The 21,155-nt window shown below is 66.6% G+C and carries 18 protein-coding genes; 14 read left to right on the forward strand and 4 right to left on the reverse strand.

The window, feature by feature from the left end:
• The first annotated feature begins 52 nt into the window (after nucleotides 1-52).
• Entirely contained in the window at nucleotides 53-544 is a 492-nt protein-coding gene (locus AC1DTW_RS20255) for a bacteriohemerythrin (RefSeq protein ID WP_477983184.1), read from the forward strand.
• Between the two features lie 460 nt (nucleotides 545-1,004).
• Here the strand turns inward: AC1DTW_RS20255 and AC1DTW_RS20260 are convergent, their stop codons facing one another.
• Nucleotides 1,005-1,919 (reverse strand): LysR family transcriptional regulator, encoded by a 915-nt coding sequence (locus tag AC1DTW_RS20260; RefSeq protein WP_477983185.1) that lies wholly within the window; start codon nucleotides 1,917-1,919, stop codon nucleotides 1,005-1,007.
• 110 nt (nucleotides 1,920-2,029) lie between these two features.
• Between AC1DTW_RS20260 and mdlC the strand changes: the two genes are divergently transcribed.
• The 6 genes from mdlC to AC1DTW_RS20290 all read left to right on the forward strand — a co-directional run bounded on the left by mdlC (nucleotide 2,030) and on the right by AC1DTW_RS20290 (nucleotide 8,930).
• Nucleotides 2,030-3,658 (forward strand): benzoylformate decarboxylase, encoded by a 1,629-nt coding sequence (gene mdlC / locus AC1DTW_RS20265; protein WP_477983186.1) that lies wholly within the window; start codon nucleotides 2,030-2,032, stop codon nucleotides 3,656-3,658.
• A 38-nt stretch (nucleotides 3,659-3,696) separates the two neighbouring features.
• Nucleotides 3,697-5,148 carry an aldehyde dehydrogenase gene (locus AC1DTW_RS20270; protein ID WP_477983187.1) on the forward strand — a complete coding sequence of 484 codons (1,452 nt, stop codon included), beginning with the start codon at nucleotides 3,697-3,699 and terminating at the stop codon, nucleotides 5,146-5,148.
• Nucleotides 5,149-5,228: 80 nt separating this feature from the next.
• Complete coding sequence (locus AC1DTW_RS20275) at nucleotides 5,229-6,281, forward strand: TRAP transporter substrate-binding protein (RefSeq protein ID WP_477983188.1); 1,053 nt, start codon at nucleotides 5,229-5,231, stop codon at nucleotides 6,279-6,281.
• 72 nt (nucleotides 6,282-6,353) lie between these two features.
• On the forward strand, nucleotides 6,354-6,896 hold the full coding sequence (locus AC1DTW_RS20280) for a TRAP transporter small permease (RefSeq protein ID WP_477983189.1): 543 nt from the start codon (nucleotides 6,354-6,356) through the stop codon (nucleotides 6,894-6,896).
• Nucleotides 6,893-8,218, forward strand: a complete 1,326-nt coding sequence (locus AC1DTW_RS20285; protein WP_477983190.1) for a TRAP transporter large permease — start codon at nucleotides 6,893-6,895, stop codon at nucleotides 8,216-8,218. Before AC1DTW_RS20280 ends, AC1DTW_RS20285 begins: the two co-directional genes overlap by 4 nt.
• 478 nt (nucleotides 8,219-8,696) lie before the next feature.
• Nucleotides 8,697-8,930, forward strand: a complete 234-nt coding sequence (locus AC1DTW_RS20290; RefSeq protein ID WP_477983191.1) for a tripartite tricarboxylate transporter substrate-binding protein — start codon at nucleotides 8,697-8,699, stop codon at nucleotides 8,928-8,930.
• A gap of 514 nt (nucleotides 8,931-9,444) precedes the next feature.
• Here the strand turns inward: AC1DTW_RS20290 and AC1DTW_RS20295 are convergent.
• Nucleotides 9,445-10,152 (reverse strand): GntR family transcriptional regulator, encoded by a 708-nt coding sequence (locus AC1DTW_RS20295; protein WP_477983192.1) that lies wholly within the window; start codon nucleotides 10,150-10,152, stop codon nucleotides 9,445-9,447.
• Nucleotides 10,153-10,426: 274 nt separating this feature from the next.
• On the opposite strand from AC1DTW_RS20295, the gene AC1DTW_RS20300 reads away from it, so the two are divergent.
• From AC1DTW_RS20300 to AC1DTW_RS20320, 5 genes are read left to right on the forward strand one after another with little or no spacing between them, the layout of a single operon-like run.
• Nucleotides 10,427-11,482, forward strand: a complete 1,056-nt coding sequence (locus tag AC1DTW_RS20300; protein ID WP_477983193.1) for an amidohydrolase family protein — start codon at nucleotides 10,427-10,429, stop codon at nucleotides 11,480-11,482.
• On the forward strand, nucleotides 11,479-12,411 hold the full coding sequence (locus AC1DTW_RS20305) for a VOC family protein (RefSeq protein ID WP_477983194.1): 933 nt from the start codon (nucleotides 11,479-11,481) through the stop codon (nucleotides 12,409-12,411). Before AC1DTW_RS20300 ends, AC1DTW_RS20305 begins: the two co-directional genes overlap by 4 nt.
• 38 nt (nucleotides 12,412-12,449) lie before the next feature.
• Entirely contained in the window at nucleotides 12,450-13,295 is an 846-nt protein-coding gene (locus tag AC1DTW_RS20310; protein WP_477983195.1) for a fumarylacetoacetate hydrolase family protein, read from the forward strand.
• The gene (locus AC1DTW_RS20315) at nucleotides 13,292-14,767 is read left to right on the forward strand and encodes a bifunctional 3-(3-hydroxy-phenyl)propionate/3-hydroxycinnamic acid hydroxylase (RefSeq protein ID WP_477983196.1); all 1,476 of its coding nucleotides are present in this window, start codon (nucleotides 13,292-13,294) and stop codon (nucleotides 14,765-14,767) included. Before AC1DTW_RS20310 ends, AC1DTW_RS20315 begins: the two co-directional genes overlap by 4 nt.
• Before the next feature lie 27 nt (nucleotides 14,768-14,794).
• The gene (locus AC1DTW_RS20320; RefSeq protein WP_477983197.1) at nucleotides 14,795-15,766 is read left to right on the forward strand and encodes a Bug family tripartite tricarboxylate transporter substrate binding protein; all 972 of its coding nucleotides are present in this window, start codon (nucleotides 14,795-14,797) and stop codon (nucleotides 15,764-15,766) included.
• Between the two features lie 146 nt (nucleotides 15,767-15,912).
• Here AC1DTW_RS20320 and AC1DTW_RS20325 read toward each other — a convergent pair whose 3' ends face one another.
• Nucleotides 15,913-16,884 carry a LysR family transcriptional regulator gene (locus AC1DTW_RS20325; RefSeq protein WP_477983198.1) on the reverse strand — a complete coding sequence of 324 codons (972 nt, stop codon included), beginning with the start codon at nucleotides 16,882-16,884 and terminating at the stop codon, nucleotides 15,913-15,915.
• On the opposite strand from AC1DTW_RS20325, the gene AC1DTW_RS20330 reads away from it, so the two are divergent.
• On the forward strand, nucleotides 16,874-17,947 hold the full coding sequence (locus AC1DTW_RS20330; RefSeq protein ID WP_477983199.1) for a Rieske 2Fe-2S domain-containing protein: 1,074 nt from the start codon (nucleotides 16,874-16,876) through the stop codon (nucleotides 17,945-17,947). The genes AC1DTW_RS20325 and AC1DTW_RS20330 overlap by 11 nt on opposite strands.
• Before the next feature lie 76 nt (nucleotides 17,948-18,023).
• Nucleotides 18,024-18,746 (forward strand): SDR family NAD(P)-dependent oxidoreductase, encoded by a 723-nt coding sequence (locus tag AC1DTW_RS20335; RefSeq protein ID WP_477983200.1) that lies wholly within the window; start codon nucleotides 18,024-18,026, stop codon nucleotides 18,744-18,746.
• 134 nt (nucleotides 18,747-18,880) lie between these two features.
• Here the strand turns inward: AC1DTW_RS20335 and AC1DTW_RS20340 are convergent, their stop codons facing one another.
• Nucleotides 18,881-21,154: a xanthine dehydrogenase family protein molybdopterin-binding subunit gene (locus tag AC1DTW_RS20340; RefSeq protein ID WP_477983201.1), complete on the reverse strand. Its 2,274-nt coding sequence runs from the start codon at nucleotides 21,152-21,154 to the stop codon at nucleotides 18,881-18,883.
• Nucleotide 21,155: the final 1 nt, after the last annotated feature.

A 21,155-nucleotide genomic window follows, 5' to 3' on the forward strand; every position in this document is an offset into this window, starting at 1 on the left:
TTCATTTGCAATGCAATGAACGGCTTCATCTCTTCGGTGTCACCTTCGCACCATGTCCATGACCTCAACTTCAACCCTACAACGCCGCGACGAGCACGCTCCCCGCGGCCACAACGACAACAGCTTCGTCTGGTCTGACGCGCGCCTTCTTGGCTTCAAGGCAATGGACGACACCCACCAGGAGTTCTACGAAGTCGCCCAACGTCTCCTGATCTGTGACGCAGGCACTGCGGAAGCTGCGCTGGCAGCCTTCGAGGCGCATGCCGTCTCCCACTTCGGCCTGGAAGAGCACTTGATGCGTTCGACGGCGTTTCCGCCAGCGGACTGCCATTTCGAGGAGCACGCTGCCGTTCTGAAGTCCACGCGCGAGGTCCGGGCGGCGCTCATGGAAGGCAGGGCGGGGGAGGACCTCGTTCACGACTTCGCCATCCATCTCTTCCGATGGTTCCCGGGGCATGCCGATTACCTTGACTCGGCTCTGGTCGCATGGATCAGCAAGAAGACATACGGCGGCAAGCCGGTGGTGTTGCGCCGAAAGCTCTAGTATTTGGCGTGCCAAAACTTGCGCGTCAGACTGCTCAACCAACGCCTGATAGGCGGCAGGAGTGCTATACGGACAGGGCCGGGACAGTCCTTCGAACTGCAAGGTCGTGTCTCGCGAGCCCGCCTGCCTCGCCGGCTTCGATGAACGATCCGAAACTCCTCGACGACTCCCGCAAGTTCTTCTGTCTGCAGCACTCTCGTTGCCACGTAGCCGTGCTTCTCGATGGGCGAGCTGGTCGATGCGATGCGCTGATGCACGGCGTTGATGCTGCGCTCGTGGGCTGGGAACCGACGCACGCGTCGAGGCGCTGTTCGGCTGCTTTCCACTCCTGTCGACGCGGTGCACAGAAGCGGCCTGCTTTCGCAGCGATGGCAATGCGCAGCACTCGTCGCGGCCGCACTTGCGCCCGAGTAACCCGGAGGGGCCAGGTCGTCGCTGCCCGTGGCCGGCCCGTCGACGATCAGATCGTCAGGCTCGGGGGGACGCGATGGGTCTCGGTTTGGCCCTTGAAGAGCCCGATGAACAGCCTTCGCAGCCACCGGTGGGCCGGGTCCGTATCGAAGCGACGGCTCCAGTGGATGGATACGGTGAAGGTGCTGCGCGGCAGCGCGGCGGGAAGCAGCGCGTAGCGCTCCGCATCGACGAAGCCATGCGCAATGGCCTGCGGCATCACGACCGCCAGGTCGGTGCGCGCAATGATGGCCGGCAGCGCGAGGAAGTGCGCCGAAGTCAGCACCAGTCGCCCATCGAGACCGAGCTGCTTGAGGATGCGGAAGGTCTCAGAGTGCGAGCGCACCGCAACGTACTCGAGCCGCCGCAGGTGCTGTGCCGTTGCGTGCCCTTTCGTCACGGCAACCAGCGGGTGTCCGGCGCGCACGACGACCGCATAGCGATCGCGCAGCAGCTCGACCCGCTCGGTGCCACTGACCGTGGGTAGGAAGCCGAGCGCGAAGTGGATCGCCCCGGTTTCGAGCGCATCGGTGATCTCCTCGTGCGGGAGCGGGGTCGTTTGCACGCGCACCCCGGGTGCTTCGCGGTGAAGAGCGGCGATCAGCTCCGGCAGCAGCCGGGCTTCGCCGATGTCGCTCATGTGCATGCGAAGCGTCATCGTCGAGCGCGAAGGCTCGAAGCTGTCCTTGTCTTGCAGCGCGTCCTCGATCGCGGCGACGGCGGGCTGGACGACGCTGGCCAGCCGTTCCGCCCGCAGCGTCGGGCGCATGCGTCCGCGGGTGCGCACGAACAGCGCGTCGCCCAGTGCCAGTCGCAGCCGGGTCAGGCCCTGGCTGGCCGCGGGCTGCGAGAGTTCCAGCGCTTCGGCGGCGCGGCTGACGCTGCCCAGGCGATACACCGCCTCGAAAAGTCGCAGCAGGTTCATATCCAACCTGTCTCTATTCATGCGGCGAATTATTACTTAGTCAGTTCATTGCATTGATGCATAGGACGAAGCTCACGACACTGCACGCTTGCAGCAAGGAGCAAGCAACCATGGATCAACGTGTCCGACCCAGCGAGGCCGAGGCGATCGCAGCAGGCGGCCTCGTGACCGTGCGCGAGGCCGTCTTTCGGCTGCTGCGTCAGTTCGGCATGACCTCGATCTTCGGCAATCCGGGTTCGACGGAACTGCCGTTGTTCATGGACTTTCCGCAGGACTTCCGCTATGTGCTCGCGCTGCAGGAGTGTGTGGTCCTGGGTATGGCCGACGGTTACGCGCAGGCCACGCACAACGCAGCCTTCGTGAACCTGCACTCGGCCGCCGGCGTGGGCCATGCAATGGGCAACATCTTCACCGCCCACCGCAACCGCACGCCGCTGGTGATCACGGCCGGGCAGCAGGCGCGCTCCATCCTGCCCTTCGATCCGTTTCTCGGTTCGGCGCAGGCCCCCGAGCTGCCCAGGCCCTACGTAAAGTGGAGTGTCGAGCCGGCGCGCGCCGAGGACGTGCCGCTGGCCGTGGCGCGCGCCTACTACGTCGCGATGACGCCGCCGCGCGGCCCGGTCTTCGTCTCGATCCCCTCGGACGACTGGGGCGTGCTGACCTTGCCGGTCGATGCGCGCGACGTCAGCCGGCACGTGCGCCCCGAGCCGGAGCTGCTGGCGCGCGTGGCAGCGGCACTGGACTCGGCCCGCGCACCGGCCTTCGTGGTGGGCGCCGCAGTCGACCGCGATGGTGCCTGGGACGAGGCGGTGCAGCTGGCCGAGCGTCACAACGCGCGTGTCTACGTCGCACCGATGTCGGGCCGATGCAGCTTCCCCGAGGACCACCGGTTGTGGGCCGGCTTTCTCCCGCCGATGCGGGAGCGCATCGTCGAGCGCTTGGCTGGTCACGACCTGGTCTTCGCATTGGGGGCGCCGGCCTTTACCTACCACGTGGAGGGCCGCGGCCCGCACCTGCCCGACGGTGCGGCGCTGGTGCAGTTGACCGACGACCCGCAGGTCGCCGCCTGGGCGCCTACCGGCAGTTCGGTCGTCGGCAGCATCCGTCTGGGCCTGCTGGATCTGCTCGAACGCAGCCGGCCGCCGCTCCGGCCGGCGCCGGCGCGGCACCCGCGGCCGCTGCGCGTGCTGGAGCCGGCACCGGACGAACGCCTGCCGGTGGACTGGGTGCTGCAGACGTTGGCCGATGTGCGCCCGCGCGGCAGTGTCGTGGTCGAAGAAGCGCCCAGCGCCAGGCCGGTGATGCACGGCCACCTGCCGATCTTCGAGTCCGAGACCTTCTACACCATGTGCAGCGGCGGGCTGGGCTACTCGCTCCCTGCGGCAGTGGGCGTGGCGCTGGCCAAGCCGCAGGCGCGTGTTATCGCACTGGTGGGCGACGGCTCTGCAATGTATGCCGTGCAGGCCTTGTGGAGCGCCGTGCAACTGCGCCTGCCGCTTCTCGTCGTGATCCTCAAGAACCGCCGCTACGCGGCGCTGCACGAGTTCGCCCGCATCTTTGGCTATCGACCTGGCGAGCCCGTTCCGGGAACCGACTTGCCGGACCTGGACTTCGTCGCGCTCGCAGCCGGGCAGGGCATGCAGGCGCTGCGTGTCGAGCGGGCCGGACAGCTGCGCCCTGCGCTCCAGCAGGCTCTGCGTTCGGCTGTTCCGATCCTGATCGAGGTCGAGGTGGCCTGATCCGGTACTTGCCAATCATCCATAAAGGAGACAAGCCCATGGGCACGATTTCGATGTTGATCAACGGTGAGGCTCGGCAGGCGGGCAACGGCGCGACCTTCCAGCGGCGCAACCCGCTCGACGGCGCCGTGGCCACTACGGCGCCGGCGGCGACCACGGCCGACGCGGTCGCGGCGGTTGAAGCGGCCGCTGCCGCGTTCCCGGCCTGGTCCCGGACCGGACCTGGTGAACGGCGCGCGCTGCTGCTCAAGGCCGCGCACGCCCTCGAAGCCAAGGCCGAGGCCCTGACAGCCGCGATGGCGGCAGAGACTGGCGCCGCCGCGCCCTGGGCGGGCTTCAACGTGCACCTGGCGGCCGGCATGCTGCAAGAGGCCGCCGGTCTAACGACGCAGATCAGCGGGGAGGTCATCCCGTCCGACGTGCCGGGCAGCTTGGCGCTGGCGGTGCGCCGACCCGCCGGCGTGGTGCTGGGCATCGCTCCCTGGAACGCGCCGGTCATCCTGGCCGTGCGTGCAATCGCCACGCCGCTGGCCTGCGGCAACACCGTGGTGTTCAAGGGGTCGGAGCTGTGCCCTGAGACCCAGGGACTGGTCGTCGAGGCTTTCAAGGACGCCGGCTTCCCGCCCGGCGTCGTGAATTTCGTGACCCATGCGCCGGCCGATGCCGCCGCGGTGGTGGAGGCCCTCATCGCGCACCCCGCACTGCGGCGCGTGAACTTCACGGGCTCGACGCGGGTGGGCAAGCTGATCGCGCAGACCTGCGCCAAGTACCTCAAGCCGGTCGTGCTCGAGCTCGGCGGCAAGGCGCCGATGGTGGTGCTGGACGACGCCGACCTCGACGCCGCGGTGAACGGCGCGGCCTTCGGCGCCTTCGCCAACAGCGGTCAGATCTGCATGAGCACCGAGCGCATCGTGGTGGATCACCGCATCGCCGATTCCTTCGTGGATCGTCTCGCCGCCAAGGCGACCAAGTTGCCGCTGGGCGACCCGCGCAAGGGCCCGGTGGTGTTGGGTTCGGTGGTGGACATGAGCACGGTCGAACGCTGCAACGCGCTCATCGACGACGCGCTCGCCAAGGGCGCCAAGCTGGTGTGCGGCGGCAAGGCTGAGAACACGCTGTTCCCAGCCACGTTGCTGGATCACGTGACGCCTGCGATGCGCATCTACCACGAAGAAAGCTTCGGCCCTGTGAAGCCGGTGGTGCGCGTGGACGGCGTTGAAGAGGCTGTGCGCGTGGCCAACGACAACCCATACGGCCTGTCGGCTGCGGTGTTCGGGCGCGACATCGCGCGCGCTTGGCAGGTTGCCAATCGCATCGACTCCGGCATCTGCCACGTCAACGGCCCGACGGTGCACGATGAGGCGCAGATGCCCTTCGGCGGCGTCAAGGACTCGGGCTACGGCCGCTTCGGCGGCAGGGCCGGCATCGATGCCTTCACCGAGCTTCGCTGGATCACCGTGCAGACCTCTGAGCGCCACTATCCGTTCTGAACAATGAACAGCCGGCACAGGTGCCGGCCCATTGACCCAACAGTCCCGGCGTGTTCCGGGCGTTGCGACAGGAGACAAGAATGACGAACGACATGAAGGCGCGCCTCGGCGCATGGGTGATAGCGACGATGGCGGCCTGTCCGATCGTGGGCCAGACGCAGGAAGTGACTACGCTCAAGTTCACCCACTTCCTGGCCGCCAACTCGACCTTCCACAAAAGCGTGGCGGAACCCTGGTGTGCCGCCATCGAGAAGGATTCCGGCGGCAAGCTGAAGTGCCAGCTGTACCCCTCGCTGCAACTCGGCGGCACACCGGCGCAATTGGCCGATCAGGTCAAGAACGGCGTGGCCGACGTGACCTGGACTAACCCCGGGTATACAACCGGGCGCTTCCCGCGCATGGAAGCGCTGGAACTGCCCATGGTGTTGCCGGCCGATGGCCTGGGCGGCTCGCGGGCGATGTGGGAATACACGCAGAAGAACGCCATGGAGGACGTCAAGGACTACAAGCTCCTCGCGGTGTTCTCGGGCACCAACTTGATCATCTCCACCGCGAACAAGCCCATCCAGAGCAGCGCCGATTTCAAGGGCGTGAAGGTGCGCAGCCCCTCGCGCTTCGCGTCGTTGTTTCTCACCGCGCTGGGCGCCACGCCGGTCAACATGCCGATCGCGCAGGTGACCGAGGGCATCACCAAGGGCGTCATCGACGGCGCGATGGCGACTTGGGAGGTGATCCCGGCGACGAAGCTGGACGAGACCACCAGGTTCCACTTGGAGAGCTTGCCCGATCAGCCGGCATTCACCCAGCCGGCTTTTACGATCCTGATGAACAAGTCGAAGTACGAACGGCTGAGCCCCGAGTTGCGGGCGGTAATCGACAAGCACAGCGGAATGGCGCTGGTCGAGATGGCCGGTCGGGCGTTTGACCATGACAACCAGGTAGCACGCAAGAAGCTGCTCGAGCGGGGCAACAAGATCGTGACAATGGGCGGCGAGGACGTCGCCGCGATGAAGAAGGCGGCGCAGAGTGTCGAAGCCGAGTGGATCAAGCAGGCCAATGCCCGCGGCCTGGACGGCGACAAGCTGGCGGCCGATGTCCACGCGATCAGCAAGAAGCACCTCACCGAACGCTGATCTACAAGGTGACAGAGCCTGTTGCGGCCCTGGTAGTTTTCTTCGTCGTTCATGCAACCGGCTGGGGACCGCATGGCAGAACTTGCTCCAGAAGACCTTCGCACGTATGTGCCGCGACGCCAGGGGGCGGCGGCCCGGCTGCTGCACCACGTCGTCATGGCGTGGGGAATCGCTGGAGGATTCGTCTTCTGCGCCATCGTGCTGATGTCCATCGTGTCGATCGTCGGCCGGAAACTGTTCGCCGCGCCGGTCAACGGCGACATGGAACTGTTGATGATGGGAGCGGCTGTTGGCTCGGCCGCCTTCCTGCCGCTGTGCGAGATGGACGACCACCACATCAAGGTCGACGCGTTGACGACGTGGATGCGCCCGCGCGGCCGTGCCGCGCTGGACGCGATGGCACACGCGCTGCTGGCCGTGGTGGCCGCCGTGATCGCCTGGCGGACGACGCTGTACGCCTTCGAGACGCGCGAGAACCTTGAAGTGTCGGCGCTGCTGTTGATCCCGGTCTGGCAGCCGGTCCTGCTGCTGGTGCCCAGCTTCGTGCTGCTCAGCTTGGCCGCGGTGTACCGCACTGCGGCGTCGCTGCATGCTGCTCTGAGAAATGCGCGATGAGCGGCATGGTGCTGGGCCTGTGGATGTTCGCTGGCCTGCTGGGCCTGCTGACGCTGCGAATCCACGTCGGCGTGGGCATGCTCCTGTGCGGCGCGGCCGGCTTCATCGCCATGAACGAGTGGAACCCGTCGTCGCTGTTGTTCACGCTCAACAACGTCGCTTACGCACGGCTGTCCAACTACGACCTCGCGGTGATTCCGCTGTTCATGTTGATGGGTCAGTTCGCCACGCATGGTGGGTTGTCGAAATCGCTGTTCCGCTTTGCGGCAGCTTTCCTTGGCCACCGACGTGGCGGGCTGGCGATGGCTGCCACCGGGGCCTGTGCCGGCTTCGGCGCCATCTGCGGCTCGTCGCTTGCGACCGCTGCGACGATGGGCCAGGTGGCCCTGCCCGAGCTGCGCGCGCACGGCTATTCGGGTCGGCTGGCCACCGGGACGATGGCGGCGGCCGGCACGCTGGGCATCCTGATCCCGCCGTCGGTCCCGCTCGTGATCTACGCGGTGCTCACGCAGGAATCGATCGGCAAGCTCTTCGTGGCCGCTGTCATCCCGGGCGTGTTGGCCATGTTGGGCTACGTGCTCGTGATCCGCGTCATCGTCGCCATCGACCCGCGGGCCGGTCCGGCCGGCGAGCGCCAGCCTTGGTCGGAACGGCTGGCAGCGGGCGTTGCGGTGCTGCCCATTCTCGGCGTGTTCCTGGTGGTGATCGTCGGCATCTACGGCGGCTGGGCCAACCCCACCGAGGCGGCCTCGATCGGCGCCGCAGCCTGTGGCGTGTTGGCAATGACGAGCGGCGGCATGCGCTGGAAAGCCTTCAAGGACAGCCTCGTCGGGACCGCCCACACGACGGCCATGATCTTTCTCGTGCTGCTGGGGGCCGACCTGCTCAACTCGAGCCTGGCGCTCACGCAGTTGCCCACCGAACTGGCCACATGGGTCCAGCACAGTGGTTTGCCGCCGCTGTCGGTGCTGGTGGCCATCTTGCTGGTCTACGTGTTGCTCGGCTGCGTGATGGACTCGATGGCCATGATCCTGCTCACCATCCCCATCTTCTACCCGATGGTGATGGGTCTCGACTTCTACGGCATGAGCGTGGCCGACAAGTCCGTGTGGTTCGGCATCCTGTCGCTAATGGTGGTCGAGATCGGCCTGGTGCACCCGCCGGTGGGCATGAACCTGTTCATCATCCACAAGATGGCGAAAGACGTGCCGTACATCGAGACGGCCAAGGGCGTCATGCCGTTCCTGGCGTCGGACTTCCTCCGCATTGCCTTCCTGGTGGCCTTTCCCAGCTTGTCGCTGTGGCTGGTGCGGCACGGCTGAGGCGGCCCCTCCGCTCGCTGGGCTAACACTCGTCACAACGTGAGCGCATTGAACGCCGCGGGTCGCGGTCACCTGATCGATGGTCTCTCTCAAGCGCACATCCTTCTTCGCCAATGGCTCGCCTGAGCAACAAGCGTGAGGGCAGCTGCCGCAGGAGACGTGGAGCGCCAAGCCTGGCCTTCGACGCGTCACCGTGCAGCCAAGCAAAAAAACGCTTCAACGGGTGGTCGCTTGGCATGGCGTGCCGGGTAGACAGCGAAGTGCGCTTTCACCTTGATGGCCGTGTCGAGTCCGAACAGGGGGCGAAGCTTGCGTTCTGCGATATGTCTCCCGGCAATCGTCGCGCTTTCCAGCGCAACGCAAGTCCTTGCGTCGCCGCGTTCAGTGACATCTGTGTCCGGTCGAACCGCACTGCGAATCAGTCGGTCGCGCGAAACAACGACCGCGTGCGCGCGCGCCCGCACTTGCTGGCGACGCTGTGCGAGCGGCTCGCGCATCGCAGTGCCGAACGGGCACCAGTGCGATCCACGTTCCCTACCGCGGCGCCGCACCGGCACTGAACGATTTGCTGGGCGGGCAGATCGACTTCCTGTTTCGACCCGGGCATCAGCCTGCAGCACAGAGTGGCAAGCTGCGGATGCTCGCAGTAGCCAGCCCGCAACGGGTGCCGCTGGTGCCCCAGGTGCCGACCCTGGACGAACTGGGCCCGTAGGGCTTCGACGCCGACGCGGTGTTCGGCTTCTACGCCCCTGCGAATACGTGAAGCGCTTGAACACGGAGATCAACCGGGTACTGAACCAGCCCGCGGTCAAGGATCGCATCGTTGCGACCGGCAACGTGCCGAAGGAGTCGACGCCCGAGGCGTTCAAGCAGAAGTGAGCCGACGACTTCCGACGCCTGGGCGCGATCATCCGCGAGCGCGGCATCAAGGGAGATTGATGCAGCAGCTATCGCGGTTCACCCGCTATTCGCAGTACGAACTTGCGCCTATCCGCCGGCCCGCACAACCGGAAGAGGCTTCGGCTGACCCGAGGCGGAAGAACTCCTGAGAAACAATCGAACTGCAGCACCGCGGCCTCAGCGCAGTACAGCGCGACAACCCGGTCACGTTGACCGTCGGGGTCGACGCCGGTCCGATTTGCGCCCGCGCCAACTCCCAGTACCGATCGTTGCGGAACGTGGGACACGCGGTGAGACAGCGACCGCGGCGCTTCGGGATTTCGAGGTCAGCCCGGCCGGCCGCTGAAGAGCGTGCGATCGTCGCGGATGATATCGGCGGTACGGTTGAAATGAGCCTTGAGTAGGGCGGCGGCGGCGTCGGCGCGGCCCTCGAGCGCGGCTTCCATCAGTTGTTGATGCTCGGTCTTCACGTTTCGTTTGCTAAAGGCGCGCGGGGCCGACAGTCGGCGATAGCGATGATGCTGATCCGCAAGTTGCTCGCAGAACGCCATCAGCCAGCGCGAGCCGCAACCGGCAATGAGTGCGCGGTGGAAAGCGCGATGCAAGGGCTCCCACTCGGGGTTGTCGTCGAAGCGTTGCTCCGACAGCGAGCGCGGTGTCCTGGACAGGCGGTGGTGGGCAAGCACCAGCGTTTCCTCCCATTTCGTGGTGTGGGCGGCGATCGACTCCCGCAGGGCGATCTCCTCGAGCCAGCAGCGGGTCTTGGTGATCTCCGCCAGATCCGCCGAGCTGATTCCCGCCACCACGAAGCCGCGCTGCTCCCGCCGCTCGACCAGGCCGTCGGACACCAGCCGATTCAGCGCCTCGCGCAGGGGCGTCGCACTCGTTGCGTAGCGCCCGGCAAGAGCCTCGATCGCGAGTTTGTTGCCGGGTTCGATCAAGCCGCCGAGCAGGTCGGCCCGCAACTCGTCGTAGACGCTGGTGGCACGCGTCGCGGCGCCAACTTCGCTGAGGGGGGCAGGGGTTCGGGCCATTGGCCTCTAATGTACGCAATCTGGAATGTTTTCTAGGATTTGATCTAATTGTTGAACAAATCAGATGTTTATATATAAAATTGGTCGACGTCTTAAGGAGCCCGATGATGTTGTCCGCGTACAGGAATGGTGCCCCGGCACGATGCCCGGGCATCGCCTCGGGGAAGGCGGCTGCGGCCGCCGGGCTGGGTGCCAAACGCCACACGCCGACCCGCCGAGCGAAGGGCATGCACTTCGCCTTCGCTGGCTGGTGCAAAACCTGAAAGAAGCTGCGATGCTGCATTCCGTTGCGGGCTGCGCATGCGGTATCGATGTGCATGCGCACGTCGTGCCCGAGCAGTTCCCGGCCTATCTGGGGCGCACGCGGCCGGCGCCGTGGCCGACGACCGAGGTTGCCCCCGACGCGCGTGGCATGTGTCATCGCCACGTGATGGTCGCAGGCAAGCACTATCGCACCGTGTCCGAGAAGTGCTGGTCGCCCACCAGGCGCTTGGCCGACTTGGCGGAGATGGGCCTGGCGCAGCAGGTGCTATCACCCATGCCGGAGTTGCTTTCCTATTGGCTGGAACTGGCCGACGCGCAGCCGCTGATCCGCTATCTCAACGAACAGACCGCAGCCATGTGCGCGGAATCCGGCGCCCGGTTGCTCGGACTGGCGGCGGTGCCGCTGCAGGACGTCGACGCCGCCGTGGTCGAACTGCGGCACGCCGCAGAAAGTTTGGCGCTGGTGGGGGTCGAGTTGGGCAGCCATATCAACGGTGTGCCGTTGGCGCATCCGAAACACGACCCCTTCTTCGAGGCCTGCACGGCGCTGGACCTGCCGGTGTTCGTGCACGCGCTCAAGCCGACCGGCATGGACCGGCTGCTCGGCCCGGCGCCGCTGCAGCAGGTGCTGGCCTACCCCAGCGACGTCGGCTTGGCCGCGGCAGCGGCCATCACCGGCGGCCTGCTACAGCGCCACCCGGCACTGCGCATCGCGTTCAGCCACGGCGGGGGCACGCTGGCCCTGCTGCTGCCGCGCCTGCAGCAGGGCTGGAAGACCTTTCCCGCGCTCGCCGAGAGCATCCCCCAGCCGCCCGTGGAGCAGGCGCGGCGATTCTTCTACGACACCCTGGTGTACGACGCGCCTGCCTTGCGGTACCTCGTGGCCGCGTTCGGGGCCGAGGCCCTCATGGTCGGCACCGACTACCCGTTCAACTTTCACGAGCCGCGGCCGCTCCATCGCCTGGTCGAAGGCGGGTTCGACGAGGCGACGCTGTCTTCGCTCGCCTTTGGCAACGCGCGCCGATTTCTCGGGGCACGGGCGCCGTCCCATCAGGAGGGTCCATGAAGTCACCTGTCATCGCCGGACTGCGCAGCGTGGCGCTCACCGTGCCCGACCTCGCAGCCGCCGAGGCGTTCTACACGCGCACCTGGTTGCTGGAGATTGCCGCGCGCGGTGACGGCGTGGTCTACCTGCGGGGCAGCGGCAGCGACCATCACCTGTTGGCGCTGCATGCGGCCCCGGACGCTCCGCGCCTGCTGCACGTCACGCTGCGCGCCCGCAGTGCCGAGGCGCTGCGGGCCATCGCCGCGGCCACCCCGGCGGCCGGCGGTCAGGTGTTGCTGGGGCCGGAGCCCGCGCGCGACCCCGCTGGTGGGCAGCGCCTGCTCATCCGCGACGGCGATGGTCGCCGCATCGACGTCGTCCACGGTGACGCGCAGCGCAGCGAGGAGGTGCCACCGGCGCCTGACATCCCGGTGCGCCTGGCGCACGCGGTGCTCAACTGCCATGCGATCGCACAGACCCAGCGCTTCCTTGAGCAGGTGCTGGGTTTCGTCTTGGCCGACCGCACCAAGATCATGGCGTTCATGAACTGCAACGCGGATCACCACTCGATTGCGCTGGGCGACAGCGACAACGACGCCCTCAACCACATCGCGTTCCTGATGCCCACGCTCGATGCGGTGATGCGCGGCGGTGGTCGGATGCGCGATGCCGGATGCCCGCCGCAATGGGGCCCCGGCCGCCATGGCCCCGGAGACAACGCCTTCAATTACTTCGTCGATCCGTTCGGCGTGGTCATCGAATACACCGCCGAGGTCGAGCAGATCGACGACAGCTACCGGGTCGGCGCGCCGTCGGACTGGACCTGGCCCCCCGGCCGCATCGACCAATGGGGCATCGGTGTCGCGCCGACCGAACGGCTGAAGCTGGCGCAGCGTGCCGTGTACTTCGCAGACGACGTTCGTGACCGGCCCGACGCCCACCAACCCTGACCCACTTCACCACCAACTCATTCAGGAGACCTCGCTCCATGCGATTTGCCACCCTCGTTCACAACGGCCAGCCCTGCCTCGGCGCCGTCGACGGCACCGATTGGGTCGACCTGCACACCGATCTGCGTGCCGCGCTGGCGACCGGCACGGATCTGGCCGCCGCCGCACGCGCCGCGCTGGCCAAAGGGCCGCGGCTGCCGCTGGCCGGCCAGACCTACGCCCCCCTGGTGCCCGAACCCGGCAAGATCATCTGCCTGGGCTTGAACTACTTCGACCATGCGAAGGAGGGTGGCCGCACCGAGAAGCCCACCTACCCGTGGTTCTTCTATCGCGGCAAGAGTTCGCTGGTCGCGCACGGCCAGCCGGGGGTGCGCCCCAAGGTGTCCGACAAGTTCGACTACGAGGCCGAACTGGCCGTGGTGATCGGCAAGACCGTGCCGCGCCACGTCAAGCAGGCCGATGCGCTGACGTACGTGTTCGGGTACAGCTGCTTCAACGACATGTCGGTGCGCGACTTCCAGAAGCGCACGCCGCAGTGGACCATCGGCAAGAACTTCGACGGCACCGGCGGCTTCGGCCCCGTGCTGGTGACGGCCGACGAACTGGCGCCGGGGGCCACCGGCCTGCGCATCCAGAGCCGACTGAACGGGCAAGTGATGCAGGACGCCAATACCAGCGACATGATCTTCGGCGTGGCCGAAACCATCGCGCTGCTGGCCGAGTGCATGACGCTGGAGCCGGGTGACGCCATCATCATGGGTACCCCTGCCGGCGTCGGCCAGGCGCGCACGCCCCCGGTGTGGATGAAGTCGGGCGACACCGTGGAGGTCGAGGTCGAGTCCATCGGCGTGCTGTCGAACCCGATCGTCGACGAAGTCGCATGAAGCAGTTCGACGTCGCGATCGTCGGTTGCGGACCGGCCGGCGTGGTGCTCTCGCTGCTGCTGGGCCGAGCGGGGCTGACGGTGCATGTTTGCGACCGGCTGCCCGGCGTCTATGAGATACCGCGCGCCATCTCGCTCGATCACGAGATCCTGCGCGTGTTCCAGCAGCTGGGCGTCATCGACGAGGTGATGCCCTTCATCGAACCGTTCACGCCCAGCGAGTACTACGGCGTCGACGGCCAGCTGATCCGTCGCATGACCATGCTCGGGCCGCCCTACCCGCAGGGCTACACGCCGTCGATGGTGTTCACGCAGCCGGAGGTCGAACGTGTGCTGCGCGAGCATGTCGCCCGTCTGCCCGGCGTGACGATGGCGCTCGGCGTGGCGATGGACGGCTTCGTGCAGGACGCGCAAGGAGTGACGCTCGACTACGCCGATGGCAGCCGCGTGCGCGCCCGGTACGCCGTCGGGTGCGATGGTGGCGCCAGCGGCGTGCGCAGCGCGCTGGGCATTGCCTTGCAGGACCTGGACTTCGACGAGCCCTGGCTGGTGGTGGACGTGCTGTGCAACGCGAAGGGCCTGGCGAAGCTGCCCAAGACCAGCGTCCAGTACTGCGAGCCCGAACGGCCCAGCACGCTGGTCATCGGCCCGGGCAGCCACCGCCGCTGGGAAATCAGCCTGCTGGCCGGCGAGGATCCGAAGGAGGCGAGCACACCCGAGCGCACCTGGGCGCTGCTGTCGCGCTGGCTTTCGCCGCAGGACGGCACGCTGTGGCGGCAGACCAGCTACCGATTCCATGCCCTGGTGGCTGAGCGTTGGCGCGTTGGCCGTGTATTCGTGGCAGGCGATGCCGCCCACATGCAACCGCCCTTTCTCGGCCAGGGCATGTGCCAGGGCATACGCGATGCCGTCAACCTCGCATGGAAGCTCGTGTCGGTGCTGTGCCAGGGCGCACCTGACCGCTTGCTCGACAGCTACGGCGAGGAACGCAAGGCCCACGTGCAGGAGCTGACGTCCCGCATCAAGGGTGTGGGTGCCTTGATCGGCGAACGCGACGTGGTCAAGGCGAGGGCGCGTGACGTCCGGCTGCTGGCCGAGTGCGACGGCGTCGTCAAGGACACGCCGCGCCAGGACATCCTGCCCCCCCTCGTTACCGGTCTGCTGCTACCCAGCCCCGGTGCCGGCACGCTGTTCCCGCAACCTCGGCTGCGCAGCGGTGCGCTGATGGACGAGGTGCATGGTTGCGGCTGGCGGCTCGTCGGTGACGGGACACTGCCGCTGGACGGGCTTGCCGGCGTCACGCCGATCGACCTGGGGCGCGAGACCGAGGCCGACGGCGTGGTCGCGGCGTGGATGGCTCGCCACCAGGCGAGGGTGGCGCTGGTGCGGCCCGACCATTACGTGTTCGGCAGCGCGGCCGATGCATCCGGCCTCGCAAGGCTAGTGGCCGCGCACCAGGCCGCGGCGCTTTGAATGGGGCAACAACCCCAAGAGACAAGCATGACCGACCGCAGGCTCTTTACCGTTGGCGGCCTTGCCGCAGTGCTGGCCTCGCCGAGGGCCTGGCCCCAGGAGTGGCCGGCCAGGCCGATCCGCATGGTGCTGTCGCAGCCGCCTGGCTCGGGGGTGGACAACATCGCACGGCTGCTGGGCGAGCATCTCGGCAAGAAGTGGGGCCAGGCCGTTGTCGTGGAGAACAAGCCCGGTGGCCAGAACTTGGTAGGTGCGCAGCTTGCGGCGCGTTCGCCAGCGGACGGCTACAACTTCTATTTCGCCACCGCGGCCGCGCTGGTCAGCAACCGCTACTTGTTCAAGACCCTGCCGTACGATCCAGTGAAAGATTTTGTGCCGGTGTCGCTGGTGGCCAAGGTGCCGTTCGCATTGCTGGTGAATTCCGCGGTGCCGGTACGCAATCTGCAGGAGTTCATCAAGCGGGCGAAGGCTCAGCCCGGCAAACTCAGCGTGGCAAACGAAGGTCCCAGGACCTTCAGCGGCATCCTCGCACGCTTGCTCAACGCTCGTGCAGGCATCGATACCAACCTCGTTGCCTACGTGTCCGTCGTTGCCGGCGTGACCGACACCGTGGGCGGGCACACGGACGCCATCCTCTGCGATTTGGCATCGGCGACCCAGATGGCCAGGCAGGGGCGCTTGCGCCCGATCGCCGTGACCACAGCCAGGCGCGTGGCCGGGTGGGAAGACGTTCCACCGATGACCGACGTGCTGCCCGGCTTCGACTTCGCCGGTTGGCTGAGCGTGGTGGCACCTGCCGGTACGCCTGAGCCGGCGCTGCGCCGCTTTGCAGCAGACGCCGCGGCTTATCTGGGGGGCAAGGAGGCGGCATCGCGCATCCTGACCATCGGGCCCATCGTCGAGACCGGCGGAACGCCGGAGTCGTTTGCTGCCTTCCTGGCTTCAGAACACGCGCGCTGGAGTCAACTCTCCAAGGAGATCGGGCTGCTACCGGAATGAGTGGGCGGCGCTGAGGACGAGGTATGACCACCGCCGCCACTGTAGGGCGACCGTCACCCGCGGGCGTTGCGTGCCCCGGGTTGCCCCAGCCGCGAACGAGCATGCCGGCCAGCCGAACTTGGCGGACCTGGTGCTGCACCGGCTCCTCATGATTCGAGGTGCCAGCGTGCCGGCCCCGCGAAGAGATCGACCAATGTGCCGCGCAGCCAACGCAGTGCCGCGTCGCTCTGCGATGTGCGGTGCCAGTACATCTTCACGGCGAAGTGCGGGAACGGGAACGGCGGCTCGGTCTGCCGAAGTTCCGGATGTCGGGCGAAGATGCGGCCCGCCTCCTCCGGCACTGTGGCGATCAGGTCCGTCGCGGCCACAATTGGGGGCAGGCCCAGCAGGTGCGAGCCGACGTACACCAGGCGACGCCGAAGGTGCCGCTCCTTGAGATAACTCTCTACCAACTCCTGACTTCGGCCTGGATCCCGCAGCCCGGCATGGGAGGCCGACATGAAAGCCTCCGCCGTGAGCCCACCGGCCTGCAACGCGGGATGGCCTTGCCGGACCAGGCAGACGAATCCGTGATCGAACAGGCGCCGTTGCAGCAGATCGGCCCCTTGCACGTCGGGGAAGTAGCCGATCAGCAGGTCGATGTCGCCGCGCGCCAGGGCAGCCAGTCGCTCAGGCAGCGTTCCAGTCACCGTGCGCACGCTCACGCTGGGGGCTACCGTGGACAGGTGGCGCAGCAGCTTGGGCATGAACACCATCTCGCCGATGTCGGTGGTGCTCAGCGTGAAGGTGCGCGTGCCGCGCACTGGATCAAAGGTGGGGGGCGCCAGCACTCGGTGTCGAACCTGGTCGAGGATGGCCGCCGCCTCGTGCGCGATCTGGTCGGCATACGCGGTGGGCTGCATCCCCTGGCGGGTCTTCACGAACAGCGGATCGCCCAGTTGCTCGCGCATCCGCTTGAGCGCGGCCGACATCGCCGGCTGACTCATGCCGAGCGCCTGCGCGGCACGCCCCATGTGCCCCTCGCGCCACAGCGTGACAAGGGCGCGCAGCAGGTTGAGGTCGAACTTATCAGCTTCGTGGATCACGGTAATCAGGTTGCTCAGCTTGATGAATGACAAGCTCGCCGTGATGATGCGCGACGCACTCAAAGGAGACAAGATGTTCCCACTTGACCGCTGGTACGTCGGCGCTTTGTCCTCAGAACTGGGTGAACACCAGTTGCTGGGCCGCACACTGCTGAACCAGAAGGTCGTGATGTTCCGCGATGCCGAGGGCCGGGTGGCGGTGCTCGAGGACCGCTGCGTGCACCGGTCGCTGCCGCTGTCCAAGGGACAAGTCGAGAACGGCCGTGTGCGATGCGGCTACCACGGCCTCTTGTTCGATGCGGACGGCCGCTGCGTGGAGATCCCGGGTCAAGCCCAGGTGCCGGCCAAGGCGCGCATCAACAGCTTTCCGGTGCGCGAACAAGACGACCTGGTATGGCTCTGGTTTGCCAAGCAGCCCGGCAGCATGCCCACCACCGAACCACCACGCTACGCGGTGCATACCGACGCGCGTTACGAACACCGCGGCAGCGTCTTCCACTACGACGCACCGTGGCAACTCATCCACGACAACCTGCTGGACCTCACCCACGCCGGCTACGTGCACACGAAGACCATCGGCGGCAACCCGCGCCTGCACTCCGAGGCCCCCACGCAGGTCAGCGAACAGGGCGAAGCCGTGCGGGTGTGGCGCGCGTTGCTGGCTTCGCAACCGCCCAAAACGTTTCTCGACGCCTGGCCGTTCGAGGGCCTGATCGACCGCTGGCAGGAGATCGTCTTCCGTCCGAGCCACGTGACGATCTTTGCCGGCGCGGTGGACACTGGCACCGAGGACATCACCGCACCCGACCGCGGCGGCCTGCATTTACCGAGTTTCCATGCCGTGACACCGGAAACCGAAGAGAGCTGCCACTATCTGTGGACTGTGGCATGCAACCGTGCCCCCGGCCAGCCGTCGATCATCGACGAGGTGTACCGGCAGTTCCATGCCACCTTCCTCGAAGACTGCGACGTCATCAACGCGCAATACCGCAACCAGCAACACTTTGCCGGCGCGCCGCAGGTCGATGCACACATGGACGCCGCGCCGAATCGGGCGCGCAGGCTGATCGCGCGTTTGAAGACCGCGACCGCGTGAGAGACGCCCCTACCGCGGCCAAGCGCCCTGGCCGCACTTTGCAAGGAACCGTTCGATGAACCAAGACACTCCCCGAGTGGCGCTGATCACCGGCGCTGCTGGTGGCCTTGGCCAAGTCTTCGCGCTGCGCCTGGCGCAGGCAGGTCTGCGGCTTGTGATCACCGACCGCCGCCCGTGCACTGCGCTTGCCGCCCGGCTGCGTGAGAGCGGCGCTGAATTCTTCGACCTGCCGTGCGAACTGAGCGATGGCGCCGCCGTGCAGCGGCTTGCCTCTCAGGCGCTCGAGTGTGCAGGCCGGGTCGACGTGCTGGTCAACAGCGCTGCCGTCATACCCATGGCGGATGTGGCTGGCACCCCACCCGAACTGCTGCGCGAGGTACTGGCCGTCAACCTCGAAGCGCCGTTCTTGCTGGCCCGCGCATTGGCGCCGCAGATGGCTGCGCGCAGCTGGGGACGCATCGTCAATTTCGCATCGAGCAGCGTGTGGTCGCCGCTGCCTGGCATGGCGCCCTATGTGATCAGCAAGATGGGCGTGATCGGCATGACCCGGGTGATGGCGTCCGAGTGGGGCGCCAGCGGCATCACGGCGAACGCCATCTCACCCGGCCTCACGCACCACGAGGGCAGCGCCGCCGCCCAGCCGGAAGCCGTCTTCGAGGCGGTGCGGCGGCGTCAGTTCATCCCGCGCACCGAGGTGCCTGACGATCTGGCCGGAGTGCTCGCGTTCTTGGTCGGCGACGAGGCTCGCTTCATCACGGGGCAAGTGCTCAACGTTGACGGCGGCGGCTTCGGGTATTGAGCGCGCAGGGACGACCTGCAGGCGGGGCCCTTGGGCGCCCGATATCGGCGCGAGAGGGGCCGTTCGCGCGAGCTCAGGACCTCAGGTGGGGGCGTCCGGCGAACCTCCGCGCACTGCGGCAAGCCGTCATCGGATCATGCGAAGCTCACCTCGCGGGAGAGCGGAAGCTGCCTTACGCGTTTGCCGGTGAGGGCGAAGACCGCATTTGCCAGCGCGGCCACGGCGGCAGGCACGCCGGCCTCGCCGACACCGCCCATCTTGTGATAGTTCTCCAGGATGGCCACCTCGAATTGCGGACTCTGGGTGATTCTCATCGCGGCGAAATCGTGAAAGTTGGACTGCTCCACCTGGCCGCCCGACAGGGTGATCTCCTGGTTCATGGCCGATGACAGGCCGAAGACGGCGCCCGAGATGAGTTGCGCTTCGAGAATGCCGGGGTCCATCGCGGTGCCGATGTCGGCGGCGATCCAGACCTTCTCGATGCGGATGCCGGATGGCGTGCTTTTCACCTGAACGACCTGGCTGACCCACGCGCCGAAGCCCAGCGAGAAGGCGATGCCCTTGGCCGTGCCTTGCGGCAGCTTTTCGCCCCATCTCGCCATCTCGGTCACCTTGTCGATGACGGCGCGCGCAGCGGGAAAGTCCTTCATCAGCCGGCGCCGCAACTGCGCCGGATCGAGATTGCTCTTATGGGCGATCTCATCGAGAAAGCTCTCGTGGAAGAAGCAGTTGAAGGAACAACCCACGGACCGCCAGAACCCCACCGGTATGCCGAGATCGGTCTCGATACCCGAGACGCGATAGTTCGGGACTGTGTAGGGCTGGTCGCACAAGCCTTGCGTGATCGTGACGTCTGTACCCAGCGGCGACAGGGACGGGAAGGCCCGGCGCATGATGTTGCCGATCACCGAAGGCACCGCGACTCGCAGGTCGAGCGCCTCGGGAAATCCGTCAGCACCCAGGCGAGCGCGGCAGCGGCCCCGTGCGGCGGGCCGATAGACATCGTGACGGACGTCTTCCTGGCGGCTCCAGGTGACCTTGACTGGCCGTCCCTCCATCGCTTTGGCCATGATCGCGGCGTAGATCGTCGCGTCTGCCTCGCGCCTGCCGAAGCTGCCCCCGAGGAAGGTCGTGTGGGCAGTGACGTCCTTGGCATCCAGCCCGATGGCGGCACCCGAGAGAGACTCCACCAGCGTCGGCGTCTGGTTCCCCGCCCATATCTCCAGCTTGCCGTGGCTGAAGCGAGCCGTCGCGTTCTGCGGTTCCATGGTCATGTGGGCAAGGAATGGCACCGCATAGTCGGCCTCCACCAAGCGTCCGTCCGGCACGTCGGCCAAGGCCGCATCGACGTCACCTTCATCGCGCATCACCTTTGACGCACCGCCGACGATCGCATCGTTCAGCATTTTGGCGACTGCCGTGCTATCCGCCGGATAGTGCGGCGCGCCCCAGTCCGCCTCGATCAGTTCCGCTGCACGAAATGCGGCCCAGGTGTTCTCTGCGATGACGCCGAAGCCATGGCCATAGGTGGTATCGAGCGGCACGATTTTCACCACGCCCTTGACCGCCTCGGCTTTGGAGAGGTCGACTTTTGACGGCTTCTCCCAGAACACCGGACTCATACGAACCGTTCCGAAGAGCATGTCGGGAAGGCTCACGTCAATGCCGAAGATCGGCGCGCCGGTCACCTTGACCAACATGTCGATTCGACGCTGCGATTTGCCGAGCAACTTCCAGTCGGCTTTCTCCTTCAGCTTGAGGGGGGAAGGCGGCGAAACCTTCCCGGCATCGGCGGCAAGTTCGCCGTAGGTCAGCGAGCGCCCAGAGCGGGTGTGAACCACCTTTGCGCTCTCTGTCTTCAGTTCGTCGGGTTTCACGCCGAACCGTTTCGCCGCGGCCTGGACGAGCATATGACGCGCGGCCGCGCCAGCCTGACGCATCCGGTCGAAGCCGTCGCGGGTCGAGGACGATCCACCGACGGTCTGCAAGCCGATCACCTTGCTCATCGCGCCGAAGGCGTCGCGAAGGATCTCGGCCTGGGGACTGTCGTTGAACCACGGATAGGGCGCTGATTCCCGCAGGACGGTGTCGTTGTAGTAAGCCTTGGAAGTCGGCCCGATCTCGACCTTCAGCATCTCCAGCGGTACATCCAGTTCCTCAGCCACGAACGCAGCCAGCGTAGTCGAGATGCCTTGGCCCATCTCGGCGCGCGGCGCGATGACCGTGATCGTGTTGTCTGCCGCGATCTTGATGTACGGATTGAAGGTCGTTTCGCCTTTTCCAAGACCCTTCTTCAGCGGGTTGGCGTAGGGCTTGTTGACGTACCAGTAGCCGAAGGCGATGCCGCCGGCGACGGTCGCCGTGCCGATGAGGAAGGTGCGCCGGGCGATCTTCGCGATGTCGGCCATC

Source organism: Rhizobacter sp. P5_A1, from assembly GCF_056400745.1.

Bases quoted from the DNA above. Each gene is read 5' to 3' on its own strand.
- AC1DTW_RS20255 (WP_477983184.1), top strand. From the start codon at position 53: ATGTCCATGACCTCAACTTCAACCCTACAACGCCGCGACGAGCACGCT.
- AC1DTW_RS20260 (WP_477983185.1), bottom strand. From the start codon at position 1,919: ATGAACCTGCTGCGACTTTTCGAGGCGGTGTATCGCCTGGGCAGCGTC.
- mdlC (WP_477983186.1), top strand. From the start codon at position 2,030: ATGGATCAACGTGTCCGACCCAGCGAGGCCGAGGCGATCGCAGCAGGC.
- AC1DTW_RS20270 (WP_477983187.1), top strand. From the start codon at position 3,697: ATGGGCACGATTTCGATGTTGATCAACGGTGAGGCTCGGCAGGCGGGC.
- AC1DTW_RS20275 (WP_477983188.1), top strand. From the start codon at position 5,229: ATGACGAACGACATGAAGGCGCGCCTCGGCGCATGGGTGATAGCGACG.
- AC1DTW_RS20280 (WP_477983189.1), top strand. From the start codon at position 6,354: ATGGCAGAACTTGCTCCAGAAGACCTTCGCACGTATGTGCCGCGACGC.
- AC1DTW_RS20285 (WP_477983190.1), top strand. From the start codon at position 6,893: ATGAGCGGCATGGTGCTGGGCCTGTGGATGTTCGCTGGCCTGCTGGGC.
- AC1DTW_RS20295 (WP_477983192.1), bottom strand. From the start codon at position 10,152: ATGGCCCGAACCCCTGCCCCCCTCAGCGAAGTTGGCGCCGCGACGCGT.
- AC1DTW_RS20300 (WP_477983193.1), top strand. From the start codon at position 10,427: ATGCTGCATTCCGTTGCGGGCTGCGCATGCGGTATCGATGTGCATGCG.
- AC1DTW_RS20305 (WP_477983194.1), top strand. From the start codon at position 11,479: ATGAAGTCACCTGTCATCGCCGGACTGCGCAGCGTGGCGCTCACCGTG.
- AC1DTW_RS20310 (WP_477983195.1), top strand. From the start codon at position 12,450: ATGCGATTTGCCACCCTCGTTCACAACGGCCAGCCCTGCCTCGGCGCC.
- AC1DTW_RS20315 (WP_477983196.1), top strand. From the start codon at position 13,292: ATGAAGCAGTTCGACGTCGCGATCGTCGGTTGCGGACCGGCCGGCGTG.
- AC1DTW_RS20320 (WP_477983197.1), top strand. From the start codon at position 14,795: ATGACCGACCGCAGGCTCTTTACCGTTGGCGGCCTTGCCGCAGTGCTG.
- AC1DTW_RS20330 (WP_477983199.1), top strand. From the start codon at position 16,874: ATGAATGACAAGCTCGCCGTGATGATGCGCGACGCACTCAAAGGAGAC.
- AC1DTW_RS20340 (WP_477983201.1), bottom strand. From the start codon at position 21,154: ATGGCCGACATCGCGAAGATCGCCCGGCGCACCTTCCTCATCGGCACG.